This window comes from Glycomyces amatae (genome assembly GCF_020991375.1).
In the GTDB taxonomy this organism is placed as follows: Bacteria; Actinomycetota; Actinomycetes; order Mycobacteriales; family Micromonosporaceae; genus Glycomyces; species Glycomyces amatae.
In genome coordinates this window covers 43,165-55,530 of sequence record NZ_JAJLQZ010000017.1, presented here as the reverse complement: position 1 = coordinate 55,530, position 12,366 = coordinate 43,165, and the positions used below count along the sequence as shown (strand labels likewise).

Here is a 12,366-nt window from a genome sequence, read left to right as displayed (position 1 = left end):
CGACCAACGGAGGTTCGCCATGAACGACAGCACCGTTATCCTCGCCGCCGCCCGGACACCCATCGGGCGCTTCAACGGCGCACTCGCCGAGATCCCCGCCACCGACCTGGCCGGGACCGCGATCCGAGCCGCGATCGAACGGGCCGGCATCGGCCCCGAACTCGTGGAGCAGGTCCTCCTCGGCCAGGTCCTGCCCGCCGGATGCGGCCAGAACCCCGCCCGCCAGGCCGCCGTGGCCGCCGGGCTACCGATGCGCGTCCCCGCGCTGTCGGTCAACAAGGTCTGCCTCTCCGGGCTCACCGCGGTCGGCCTGGCCGACCAGCTCATCCGCGGCGGCGCCGCCGACGTGCTCGTCGCGGGCGGCATGGAGTCCATGAGCCGCGCCCCGCACCTGCTGCCCGGCTCCCGCCGCGGCTTCAAGTACGGCGAGGCCGTCCTCATCGACCACCTCGCCCACGACGGGCTCACCGACGCCTACGACGGCATCTCGATGGGCGAGTCCACCGAGCGCCACCTCAAGGGCCGCTCGCTCACCCGCGAGCAGCAGGACGTCTTCGCCGCCGAGTCGCACCGCCGGGCCGCCAAGGCGCTCGACCGCCTCGCCGAGGAGATCACCCCCGTCGAGACCCGCAAGGGCCTGGTCGACGCCGACGAGGGCGTGCGCCCCGACTCGACGCCCGAGAAGCTCGGCCAGCTGCGCCCGGCCTTCACCGAGAACGGCACCATCACCGCCGCGAGCGCGTCCCAGATCTCCGACGGCGCCTCCGCGCTCGTCCTGGCCCGCAAGTCCGTCGCCGAGGCCAACGGCTGGGCCTGGACCGCCGAGATCCTCGCGTACGCCACCGTCGCCGGGCCCGACAACTCCCTGCTCGACCAGCCCGCGAACGCCATCGCCAAGGCCCTGGGCCTCGCCGGTCTGGCCGCGTCCGACCTCGACGTGGTGGAGATGAACGAGGCCTTCGCCGCGGTCGTCCTCGCCTCGGCCGAGACCCTCGGCGTCGACCTCGACCGCGTCAACCCCGACGGCGGCGCGATCGCCCTCGGCCACCCGATCGGCGCCTCCGGGGCCCGCCTCGCCCAGACCCTCGCCCGCCAGCTCGCCCCGGGGCAGCTCGGCGCGGCCGGGCTGTGCGGCGGCGGCGGCCAGGGCGACGCGATCGTCCTCAAGGGAGCCTGATGGGGCTGCCCGACATCGTGGCGGCGGCCCGGGCGGGCGACCGCCGGGCCACCGCCCGCCTCCTCACCGCCGTCGAGAACCAGACCAATGGCGAGAACGGCATCGACGCCTCCGAGGTCGCCCGCCTGGTCACCGGCGGGGACGCGCTCATCGTCGGCCTCACCGGCTCGCCCGGCGTCGGCAAGTCCACCCTCGTGTCCGCGCTCATCGCCGCCTGGCGCGAGGCGGGCCTGCGGGTGGGCGTCCTGGCCGTGGACCCGTCGAGCCCGTTCTCGGGCGGGGCGATCCTCGGCGACCGCGTCCGCATGGCCGACCACGCCCTCGACGACGGCGTCTACATCCGCTCGGTCGCCACCCGCGGGCACCTCGGCGGCCTCGCCGCGACCACCGGCGCGGGCGTGCGCCTCCTCGAGGGCCTCGGCTTCGACGTGGTCGTCGTCGAGACCGTCGGCGTCGGCCAGGCCGAAGTGGAGATCGCGAGCCTCGCCGACACGACGCTCCTGCTGCTCGCCCCCGGCATGGGCGACGGCATCCAGGCCGTCAAGGCCGGGGTCGTGGAGATCGCCGACGTCTACGTCGTCAACAAGGCCGACCGGCCCGGCGCCGACGGCGCCGTGCGCGACCTCAAGGCCATGATGAGCCTGGTCCGGCGCGAGCCCGGCGAGTGGCGCCAGCCCGTCTGCACCACGGTCGCCGCCGAGTCCAAGGGCATCGACGACCTCGTCGCCGCCATCGGCAAGCACCGCGACTGGCTCGCCGAGGGCGACCGCCTCGCCCTCAAGCGCCGGCAGCGGGCCGCCGCGGAGATCCGCGCCCGCGTCGACGCGGCCCTGCGCGAGCGCTACAAGGTCCCCGAGGCGCTCGCCGAGGCCGTCGCCGACGGCGAGACCGACGTCGCCTCGGCGGCCCGGAGCGTCCTCGGCGACACCGGCCAAACCTCGTCGCCTTCCCACCGCGCGGCTTCGTAGACTGGAGCGGTGACAGACGCAGCGAAGAAGACGCCGGCCCCGGAGACCCAGCTTCCGAAGACGTACGCGCCCGTAGACGTAGAGGCGCGACGCTACGCGAAGTGGGTAGCCGACGGCCGGTTCAAGGCTGCCGACGACTCCGACCGCGAGCCCTACGCGGTCGTGATCCCCCCGCCCAACGTGACGGGGCAGCTCCACCTGGGGCACGCGCTCAACCACACCCTCATCGACTGGATGGTGCGCCGCGAGCGCATGAGGGGCAAGGAGGCCCTGTTCCTGCCCGGCACCGACCACGCCGGCATCTCCACGCAGAACGTGGTGGAGCGCCAGCTCGCCGACAAGGAGGGCCTGTCCCGCCACGACCTCGGCCGCGAGGCGTTCGTGGAGAAGGCGTGGGAGTGGAAGCACGTCTACCACGAGCGCATCTCCTCGCAGATGAAGAAGATCGGCGACGGCGTCGACTGGGACCGCGAGCGGTTCACGCTCGACGACGGGCTCTCCAACGCCGTGCAGACGATGTTCAAGCGCATGTACGACGACGGCATGATCTACCGCGCCGAGCGCATCATCAACTGGTGCCCGCGCTGCATGACCGCGCTCTCCGACGCGGAGGTGGAGCACCAGGACGACGCGGGCGAGCTCGTGTCGATGCGGTACGGCGACGGCGAGGACTCGATCGTGGTGGCCACGACCCGCCTGGAGACGATGCTCGGCGACACCGCCGTGGCCGTCCACCCCGACGACCCGCGCTACGCGCACCTGGTCGGGACCACGGTGGAGGTGCCGTTCACCGGACGGCGCATCCCGATCGTGGCCGACGCCCACGTCGACCCCGCGTTCGGGACCGGCGCGGTGAAGGTGACCCCGGCGCACGACCCGAACGACTTCGCGATCGGCCAGCGGCACGGCCTGGAGTCGATCCTCATCATGGACGAGCGCGGCGCGATCACCGCGCACGGCCCGTTCCAGGGCCTCGACCGGTTCGAGGCGCGCTCGGCGATCGCCGCCGCCTTGAGGGCCGAGGGCCGGATCGTGGCCGAGAAGCGCCCGTACACGCACGCCGTGGGCCACTGCGAGCGCTGCGACACCACGGTGGAGCCGCGCCTGTCGCTCCAGTGGTTCGTGAAGGTCGAGCGCCTCGCGAAGCTGGCCGGGGACGCCGTCCGGAGCGGCGAGACGAAGATCTACCCGCCGGAGATGGAGAAGCGCTACTTCTCGTGGGTGGACAACCTCCTGGACTGGTGCATCTCGCGCCAGCTGTGGTGGGGCCACCGCATCCCGATCTGGTACGGCCCGAACGGCGAAGAGGTGTGCGTGGGCCCGGGTGAGACCGCGCCCGAGGGGTACGTGCAGGACCCCGACGTGCTCGACACGTGGTTCTCCTCGGGCCTGTGGCCGTTCTCGACGTTCGGCTGGCCGGAGGAGACGCCGGCGCTGGAGAAGTTCTATCCGACGGCCGCGCTCATCACCGGCTGGGACATCATCTTCTTCTGGGTGGTGCGGATGATGATGTTCGGCACCTACGCGATGGGCAAGGCGCCCTTCGGGGAGGTGGTCCTCCACGGGCTCCTCCGGGACAAGAACGGCGTGAAGATGTCGAAGTCCCTGGGGAACGGCATCGACCCGCTCGAGGTGGTCGACCAGTACGGGGCGGACGCGCTGCGGTTCATGCTCGCGCGCGACGCGAACCCGGGCGCGGACGGCATCGCCTCGATCGAGCTGGCCGAGGTCGCCCGGAACTTCTGCAACAAGCTGTGGAACGGCACCCGGTTCGCGCTCATGTCCGGCGCGACCGTGGAGGGCGACCTGCCCGCCGACCCGTCGCTGATCGACCGGTGGATCCTCTCTCGGCTCTCGCACACCGTCGAGGCCGTCGACGCCCGACTGGAGCAGTACGAGTTCGCGAAGGCCATGGACACGCTGTACCACTTCGCGTGGGACGACGTGTTCGACTGGTACCTGGAGCTGACCAAGCCGGTGCTCGCCGAGGGCGGGCGGCGGGCCGAGGACACCCGCCGGGTCATCGGCCACGTCTTCGACCAGCTGCTGCGCCTGCTGCACCCGGTGATCCCGTTCGTGACCGAGGAGCTGTGGCTCACGCTCACCGGCACCGAGGCGCAGGGCGGCTCGCTCACCGTGGCCGCTTGGCCCGTGGCCGCCGGCTCGGACGCCGAGGCCGAGCGGCTCGTGGGCGCCCTCCAGCGCCTCGTGACCGAGGTGCGGCGCTTCCGCTCGGACCAGGGCGTCAAGCCCGGCCAGTCCGTGGCCGCGCGCATCACGGGCCTGGACGCGGCGGGCCTGGGCGGCATCGAGGGCCTCATCCGCGCCTTCGCGAAGCTCGAGCACGAGGGCGAGGGCTTCGCGGCGACCGCCGAGCTGGCCGTCTCGGACCAGGTCACGGTCGCCTTGGACACCTCCGGGACCATCGACGTCGCGGCCGAGCGGGCCCGGCTCGAGAAGGCCCTGAAGGTCGCCGAGAAGGAGCTGGCCGGGACGACCGGGAAGCTCGGCAACGAGGCGTTCCTCGCGAAGGCGCCGGACGCCGTGGTCGAGAAGATCAAGGCGCGCAAGGCGACCGCCGAGGCCGACATCGCGCGCATCACCGCGCAGCTCGAACGGCTCGCGTGACGGGGGCCGGGGCCGCCCGCCGGCCCCGGCCGCCGCACCATCAGCGACCGACCCGCAAGTCTCGTCGATGACCATGGGGGACAACCACAGTGAACGCCGAACTGGCGCAAGTCGAAGCGGCTCTCGAGTCCCGCGGGTTCTCCCGCTGGGACTTCACGCTCGACCGCATCAAGCAGCTGCTGGACATGATGGGCGACCCGCAGCGGTCCTTCCGCGCCGTGCACGTCACCGGCACGAACGGCAAGACCTCGACCACGCGCATGATCGAGCGGCTGCTGCGCGGGCACGGCCTGCGCACCGGCATGTTCACCTCGCCGCACCTCAACGACGTCACCGAGCGCGTCTGCATCGACGGCGAGCCGATCAGCCCCGAGGGGCTCGCCCAGCAGTATTACGAGATCGCGCCGCTCGCCGAGCTCGTCGACCGCGAGGCCGCCGAGCCGCTCACCTACTTCGAGATGACCGTCGCGCTCGCCATGGGGGCCTTCGCCGACACCCCGATCGACGTCGGCGTCGTGGAGGTCGGCCTCGGCGGCGAGACCGACTCGACCAACGTCCTGGGCGCCGAGGTCGCGGTCATCACGCCCATCGGCATCGACCACACCAAGTGGCTCGGCGAGACCCTCGCCGAGATCGCGACGATGAAGGCCGGGATCGTCCACGAGGGGTCGACGCTGGTCACCTCGGTGCAGGAGCGCTCGGCGATGGAGCCGCTGCTGCGCCGCGCCAACGCCGTCGGCGCGAAGCTCGTCCCCGAGGGCCGCGGCTTCGAGGTCACCGCCCGCGAGGTCGCCGTCGGCGGCCAGCTCATCACGGTCGAGACCCGCGCCGCCCGCTACCAGGACCTGTTCCTGCCGCTGCACGGCGAGTACCAGGCGCACAACGCGGCCCTGGCGCTGGCCGCCGTCGAGGTCCTGCTCGGCGCCGGCGAGCCGAAGGCCCTCGACGCCGAGGTCGTGGGGGAGGCGTTCGCGGACTTCACGTCCCCGGGCCGCCTCGAGGTGGTGCGCACGGCCCCCGCGGTCATCCTCGACGCCGCCCACAACCCCGCGGGCATGGAGGCCATGGCCAAGGCCGTCGAGGAGGAGTTCAACTTCCGCAAGCTCGTCGGCGTCGTCGGGATGCTCGCGGACAAGGAGACCGAGCACATGCTCGAGCTCCTCGAGCCGCTGCTCGACGAGGTCGTCGTCACGAAGTCCTCCTCGGACCGGGCGATGCCCGCGGCGACGCTCGCGAAGCTCGCCCGGGAGGTCTTCGGCGAGGAGCGCGTCGTCGTCATCCCGCACCTGGCCGACGCGATCGCCCGCGGCATCGAGCTGGCCGAGGAGGCCGACGACGTGTACGAGTCCGGCGGCGGCGTCCTGGTCACCGGCTCGGTCTTCACCGTCGCCGACGCCCGCAAGGTCCTGGTGGGCCGTCGCCGTGGCTGAGCACGAGCACCCCGAGGAGCCCGAAGAGGCCGAGGCGCCCTGGACCGAGCCGGACCCGGCCCGCTCGGGCCTGCGCGACCCGGCCCGCGCCGCCCGCGGCCTCGCGGCGATGGCGCTGAGCTTCGAGGCGCTGGCACTGCTGCTGGGGATCGTCCCGATGCGGATCCTGCTGGAGGACAGCGGGTTCGCGACCGTGGCGATCCTGGTCCTGACGGCCGCGTGCGTCCTGCTCGCCGGGATGTCGCGGCGCCCCTGGGTGTGGCCCGCGGGCGCGGTGCTCCAGGCCGCGCTGATCGCGTGCTGGCCGATCCACTGGGCCCTGGGCGTGGCCGGGATCGTGTTCGCGCTGGTGTGGGCCTACTGCTGGTCCGTGAAGATCCAGCTCGGGAAGCCGCCGAGGCGATGAGCGTGGAACTGCGGACCGAGCGGCTCCTGCTGCGCCCCTTGGCGGTCGCCGACGCCGAGGCGCTCGCCGCGATCAACGCCGACCCGGAGGTCATGCGCTACATCGGGAACGGCCGCCCGCTGACCCCCGAGGAGACCGAGGCGCGCACGGCGAAGGCCGCGGCGCACTGGGACGAGCACGGCTGGGGCGTCTTCGCCGCCGTCGAGTCGGCGACGGGCGCCTTCGTGGGCTGGGCCGCGCTGGCGGTCCCGTCCTTCCTGCCGGAGATCCTGCCCGCCACCGAGCTCGGTTGGCGCGTCAGGCGCGACCGGTGGGGCCGCGGCTACGCGCCCGAGGCGGCGCGGGCCGTGGCCGGCTTCGCCTTCGGGGACCTCGGGCTCGACCGCGTGGTCTCGTGCATCCACGCCGAGAACGCCGCCTCGATCCGCGTGGCCGAGAAGCTCGGCATGTCCCTGGAGCGGGAGACCGTGGTGCCGGGCGTCGGGGTCCCGTGCAGCGTCTATGAACTGAAGGCCTAGCGTCCGCCTTCGGCGCGGCCGCGCCCGTCGCCGCGGGCCGTGTGCGCCCATCCGCTCGGGATCGGCTCGCCGAAGACCGGGGCCTCGGTCCCGCGCCGCTCCGCCCTGCGGCGGCGCCGGTCCTGGAGGCCGGAGACCGCGGCGGCGGCCGACACGGCGCCGATGATCACGCCCGCCAGTACCATCTCGACCATGCCGACTCCTCGCGCCTTCAAGGGGACCGGTTCGCCCGGTTTGCCGTCCCTGCTCATAGGACGCCGCGAGACCCCCTCGCGTACCCCCGTCTCCTGTCGGGTAGCCGACAACACGCGTTCTGCGAGTCCGTTTGCGTCGCATCGACATGCCATAGTGAAGTGGTCCGATTCGGTCCTGCGAGCCCTCGGCGGTGGTCCCCTGTGAAGATGCAGCCTCGGCAACAGCTCCTCGACATCTGGAAGGCGCAGGTCGCCTACAGCTGGCGGCCCGCCGAGGACGGCGGCAGGCACAAGGAGTGGCACTGGGGCGGGCGCAACGACTCCGACGCCGTCGGCGACGCCCAGCAGCTGCTGTGCCTGCTCTACCCGGCCCAGGAGCTCGTCGAGCTCAACTACGCCGACCCCGACGCCACCAGCGACCCCGTGCTCGACGCCCTCGGCGGCCTCGGCGACGCCGTCGAGATCCCCATCCGCATCATGCGCTTCGTCAAGGAGTACATGGAGCGCCACGTCGACGACGCGGGCGTGCCCGTCTACTCCGGCGGCTCCAACATGCACCGGGTCGACCGCACCCGGCAGGCCAACCCCGAGCAGCGCGCCATCGACGTCACCGAGGGCTTCGCGCTCGCGATCCCGCTGTGCCTCGCGTCCCTCACCTTCCTGTCCGACTTCGCCCCCACCGTCGACCGCATGTCCCGCGACGACCTCGCCGACGAGTTCACGAAGGTCGAGAAGGCCGTCCACCGCCGCCTCCTGGGCGCGATCACCGGCCTGCTGCGGTCCTTCGCGGTGTCCACCTTCGACGCCGACGACGACTTCGGGCGCCAGCTCATCGCCCTCATCAACGTCGACGGCCAGCCCGACCGCAAGATCGTGCGCCGCTTCCGCGACGCCTCCGAGGAGATCATCGCGTCCCTGCGCAACATCACCGTCGGCTCGGGAGGCCACGCGGGCGTCGCGGCCCCCACGAAGCTGTTCGAGATCGGCTGGTCCTGGTCCGTCGTCGAGGACGCCCCGGACATCCTCGACGTCTCCGACACCTCCACCCAGCGCACCGGCCGCGCCGAGGACGCCCCCTACCTGTACTTCACCGTGGTCGCCCTGGAGGCCATCGCCACCCTCTTCTCGCCGCGGGTCATGCGCCGCAACCTCCTCACCGAGGAGGAGCAGCGCCTCGCGCAATCCCTCCAGCTGCGCATGGACGTCACCCGCCGCTACTGGGCCATGGTCGCCTCCTTCGGCGGCGGCTCCAAATGGCCCCTCGAGGACGTCCCCTGGCGCACCACCGACGGCCTGGAGTACGACTACTACTCGCTGCTGGTCTGCGCCGTCGCCACCGACACGTTCGGCGCCTCCCGCGGCGGCGACGACGACCTCATCCGCCTCGGCGAGGTCCTCACCGAGCTCGCCAACCGCGGCCGCATCACCCGCCGCCCCCTCAGGCGCGACCGCGCCATCGAGATGCACTTCCCGGGCGTCAGGGCCGAACTGGCCGGCATCGAGAAGCTCGACGGCCCGGCCATGATCTGGAACATGGTCGACTTCGCGCCGCTGCTGCTCAAGCGCCTCTACCACGCCGCCGGCCTCCTGGTCACCATCGAGGCCCGCGCCGAACTGCTCGAAGTGGCCGACCAAGTGTGGGACCACCTGGCGCGCCGGCGCCTGCGCGAGGGGCGGGCCGCGCGCCTGTGGGACCAGCCGCAGCAGGTCTTCACCGAGCTCCCCAACCGGTTCGACGCCCCCTCCTGGCACTTCACCATCCGCGTGGTCGAGGCGATGGTGCTCGCCGCCCAGTTCGCGACCTCCGAACCGGCCCGCTCGCGGCCCCTGGAGGACCTCGCGCACGAACTCCTCGTCGAGGCCGAGCACGTCTACGACCAGGAGCTGCTGCGCGGCTCGGCGAACGCCGGCCCCGCCCTGGCGCAGGAGATCCGCTCGGTCGGCCTGACCATCCGCCACGCCAAGGACGTCGTCGACGAGCGCCCCGGCACCGCCTTCGCGCTCGGCGTCAAGGCCCTCATCGACCTGGACCGGCTCATCGCGGCCGGCCGCGACGCCGAGACCGGAGTGTGACGATGCTGCTGTTCGCGACCTCGGACAAGGGGGGCACGGGCCGCTCGGTCTCCTCGTGCAACCTGGCCTTCCGCCGCGCCCTCCAGGGCCACAACGTGTGCTATGTGGACTTCGACTTCGGTTCGCCCACGGCCGGCGCGATCTTCGCCATCGACGACCTCGCCCACGGCACCCACGGCAACGGCATCCACGAGTACCTCCAGGACCTCGCCTCCGAGCCCGAGCGCCACTCGGTGTGGGCCGAGAGCGACCGCACCGAGCTCCAGGCGCGGCCCGACGGCGCGGGCGAGCTCGTCCTGTGCCCCGGGGACGCCGACGGCTCGGAGTTCCCCGGCGACGACACCACCGTCGACCGCTGCGTCGACCTCCTCCAGGAGCTCTCGCGCGAGTTCGACCTCGTCATCGTCGACCTCAGCGCGGGCCGCTCCCACGCCACCGAGATGGTCATGGCCGCCACCGCCCGCCCCGAGCTGGCGAACCTGCCGTGGCGCTGGATCGTCTACCACCGCTGGACCAAGCAGCACGTGCTCGCCGCCCACTCGCTCGTCTACGGCGAACGCGGCCTGGTCGAGACCAGCAAGGGCCTCGGCGACGAGTACCAGCGCAAGCTCCTGGCCTCGATCCGCTACGTGCGCACCGCGGTCGTCGACCCCGACGGCGCCGACCTCTCCGGCCTCAAGCCCACCCAGGTCCGCTGGCTGCGCAAGATCGACGCCGACCTGCACCAGATGGCCGCGCGCCTCAAGCTCGGGCGCATGAACCTGCTCGGCTCGGTCCCCCTCGACCCCGTGCTCCAGTGGCGCGAGCAGATCCTCACCGACGCCGACACCGTCACCCTCGACATCGCCAACCACGAGACCGTCAAGGCCTTCTCGGAACTGGCCGCGCGCTCCGCCGAGGAGCTGTTCGCGCCGGGCCTGGAGGCCCTCGCCCGGGGGATCGAATGACGTACGAGGAGACCAGCGCCAAGCAGCGCACCGAACGCTTCGGCATGTCCCACCTGTCGATCGAGGTGGGGCACCTCTACGCCGACGACCTGGCCCGGCCCGACGCCCTCAAGGAGGAGATGGCCTCGGCCGCGGCCTGGGTCCACGGCACCACCGAGGCCCTGACCCGGCGCCTCGGCGGCCGCACGCCCCGCGTCAGCACCTGCTACCTCGTCGACGACTACTTCCACCAGGACCTGCCCTCGCCCGAGAAGCTCATCGCCGTGGTCACCGAGGCCGCCGCCGACGCGGGGCTGCGCATCGACTACCTCGCCCGCGAGTCCGCGTGCGCCCGGATGGGCGGCCTCGACCTGGCCGGCCTGGTCGCCGACCGGATCGTGTTCGAACCGCCCCCGGGGACCAACGGCTCCCGCCCGCCCGTGGCGCGCTCGGGCTGGCTGTGCAACGGCGTCCCCAGCCCCAAGCCCAAGCGCGTCGCCATGGGCGCCGCCGACCAGTGGGTCCCGCCGAGCCAGAACGCCCGCCGCGAGCACTCGGTGTTCCTCGACGTCGAACTGTGGAACGACACCGAGCAGGGCCGGCGCTGGTCCTGCCCGATGCTCGCCTCGGTCTGGCAGCTGCTGCGCCTGGGCGTCCTGCGCGACCAGGGCCGCCGCATCGGGGTGCCCGAACCGGTCGACGCGGTCGTGCCCGTCGAGCACGGCCACGACCCCGACCGGGCGCGCTCGGCCCGCTTCCCCGAGACGTGGGCGGCCATGCCGCCGATCCTCCAGCTGAAGGCCGACGCGTTCCCGTTCCCGGCCTACCGGACCGTCTCGGTCCTGTCGGTGGACTTCCTCGAGGTCGAGCACGCCGTCCGCGTCATCTGCGGGGCCGTCCGCCCCGACGCGGGGGCGGTCGAGTCGATCCGCAAGTCCGCCGCCCGCGAGGGCGCGGCCCTCCCGGACGAGCTCGTCGACCGGCTCACCTACATCTTCCAAGGGCCCCTTTAGCGGTAGTACGGGTCGCCGGTGCCGCCGGCCTGCCGCTGGCGCCGCTCCATCATGTCGAGCATCTGCGCGGCGATGTCGGCCGCGCCGTAGTCGATCTGCGAGCGGACCCGCTCGGTCATGCTGCGCCACTGCCCGGTCAGGCCCGGCCGCCGCTCCAGCGAGTCCCACATGAACTCCAGGTCCCGCGCGGTGCGCGCCCCCGCCGCCCACAGGTGCAGCAGGTGGTCGACGACGGGCCGCAGGGTCCGCAGCGTGTGCCGCGGGTCCTCGCCGATCTTCGCCAGGGCGATCCGGGCCGCCACCGCGCTGAGCAGCCAGTCGTGGACGGCCAGGTCCTCGGCCGCGGCCGCCACGTGCTCGGGCTCGATCGCCCCGGTCACCATGCTCATGCGCCGCCGGTCGGTCCCGACCAGCCGGAACGCGACCGCCTTGCCCGCACCGGGATCGGCGATCGCGGCCCACCGCAGCCGGGTCGACCCCGTCTTGATCGGGGGCCGCTGGTCGAGCACGGAACGGGAGAGGACGTCGGTGATCGAGTGCCGCGCGATCGCGGCCGCGTCCAGCAGCCCCGACCGGTCGCGCCGGTGCTCGGCCACCAGGTACCCCTCGGCGAGGCGCCGGGCGTCGAAACTCCCGATCGTCTCCAGCGTCCCGGGGTGCGCCAGGTAGTACGACCAGGGCATCCGGCGCGGCTGCCGCGGCGGCGACACCGCCGTCCACGACGAGCCCTGGAGCAGGTGGCCGCCGGTGAGCACCGCCCGCGAGCACACGGTGCCCACGGCCCGCACCGCCCCGCCGGCCTGCTCGACGGCGTGCCGGTTCCCCGGCTTGGGCCCCAGCGGGAGCCGGCAGTCGACGCCGTGCAGGAGCGTCGGCGACGCGGTGTGCGGGACGGGCCTGGCCCACTGCACGACGGTCTCGCCCACCGCGAGCGACAGGGCCGCGCGGGCCTCCTCGGGCGTGAGCGGGCGCGAGTGCGGCAGCAGCCCCGTGTGGATCTCGCCGACGATCAGCATCGGGCGTCACTCTCCTT

The 12,366-nt window shown here is 72.9% G+C and carries 11 protein-coding genes; 9 read left to right on the top strand and 2 right to left on the bottom strand.

The features are described 5' to 3' along the window. The first annotated feature begins 19 nt into the window (after nt 1-19). The 6 genes from LO763_RS21510 to LO763_RS21485 all read left to right on the top strand — a co-directional run bounded on the left by LO763_RS21510 (nt 20) and on the right by LO763_RS21485 (nt 7,127). A complete protein-coding gene (locus LO763_RS21510; protein WP_230788699.1) occupies nt 20-1,177 on the top strand; it encodes an acetyl-CoA C-acyltransferase in 1,158 nt (385 codons plus the stop codon). After that, the gene (meaB, locus tag LO763_RS21505) at nt 1,177-2,145 is read left to right on the top strand and encodes a methylmalonyl Co-A mutase-associated GTPase MeaB (RefSeq protein ID WP_230788697.1); all 969 of its coding nucleotides are present in this window, start codon (nt 1,177-1,179) and stop codon (nt 2,143-2,145) included. The genes LO763_RS21510 and meaB overlap by 1 nt, the downstream gene beginning before the upstream one ends. Nucleotides 2,146-2,154: 9 nt before the next feature. Then, complete coding sequence (locus LO763_RS21500; protein WP_230788692.1) at nt 2,155-4,773, top strand: valine--tRNA ligase; 2,619 nt, start codon at nt 2,155-2,157, stop codon at nt 4,771-4,773. A gap of 89 nt (nt 4,774-4,862) precedes the next feature. Continuing rightward, nucleotides 4,863-6,203: a bifunctional folylpolyglutamate synthase/dihydrofolate synthase gene (locus tag LO763_RS21495; RefSeq protein ID WP_230788687.1), complete on the top strand. Its 1,341-nt coding sequence runs from the start codon at nt 4,863-4,865 to the stop codon at nt 6,201-6,203. Next, entirely contained in the window at nt 6,196-6,609 is a 414-nt protein-coding gene (locus LO763_RS21490; protein ID WP_230788684.1) for a DUF4233 domain-containing protein, read from the top strand. Before LO763_RS21495 ends, LO763_RS21490 begins: the two co-directional genes overlap by 8 nt. A gap of 2 nt (nt 6,610-6,611) precedes the next feature. Next, nucleotides 6,612-7,127 carry a GNAT family N-acetyltransferase gene (locus tag LO763_RS21485; protein ID WP_230788681.1) on the top strand — a complete coding sequence of 172 codons (516 nt, stop codon included), beginning with the start codon at nt 6,612-6,614 and terminating at the stop codon, nt 7,125-7,127. Here the strand turns inward: LO763_RS21485 and LO763_RS21480 are convergent. Beyond that, on the bottom strand, nt 7,124-7,321 hold the full coding sequence (locus LO763_RS21480) for a hypothetical protein (RefSeq protein ID WP_230788678.1): 198 nt from the start codon (nt 7,319-7,321) through the stop codon (nt 7,124-7,126). The two genes, LO763_RS21485 and LO763_RS21480, sit on opposite strands and share 4 nt — an antisense overlap. Nucleotides 7,322-7,528: 207 nt before the next feature. Here LO763_RS21480 and LO763_RS21475 point away from each other — a divergent pair, with 207 nt between their 5' ends. From LO763_RS21475 to LO763_RS21465, 3 genes are read left to right on the top strand one after another with little or no spacing between them, the layout of a single operon-like run. Then, a complete protein-coding gene (locus tag LO763_RS21475) occupies nt 7,529-9,394 on the top strand; it encodes an SCO2524 family protein (protein ID WP_230788675.1) in 1,866 nt (621 codons plus the stop codon). A 2-nt stretch (nt 9,395-9,396) separates the two neighbouring features. After that, entirely contained in the window at nt 9,397-10,341 is a 945-nt protein-coding gene (locus LO763_RS21470) for an SCO2523 family variant P-loop protein (protein ID WP_230788672.1), read from the top strand. Next, nucleotides 10,338-11,333, top strand: coding sequence for an SCO2522 family protein (locus LO763_RS21465; RefSeq protein ID WP_230788670.1), 996 nt, complete (start codon nt 10,338-10,340; stop codon nt 11,331-11,333). Before LO763_RS21470 ends, LO763_RS21465 begins: the two co-directional genes overlap by 4 nt. Here LO763_RS21465 and LO763_RS21460 read toward each other — a convergent pair. Continuing rightward, nucleotides 11,330-12,349 (bottom strand): SCO2521 family protein, encoded by a 1,020-nt coding sequence (locus LO763_RS21460; protein WP_230788669.1) that lies wholly within the window; start codon nt 12,347-12,349, stop codon nt 11,330-11,332. The genes LO763_RS21465 and LO763_RS21460 overlap by 4 nt on opposite strands. Nucleotides 12,350-12,366 lie beyond the last annotated feature (17 nt).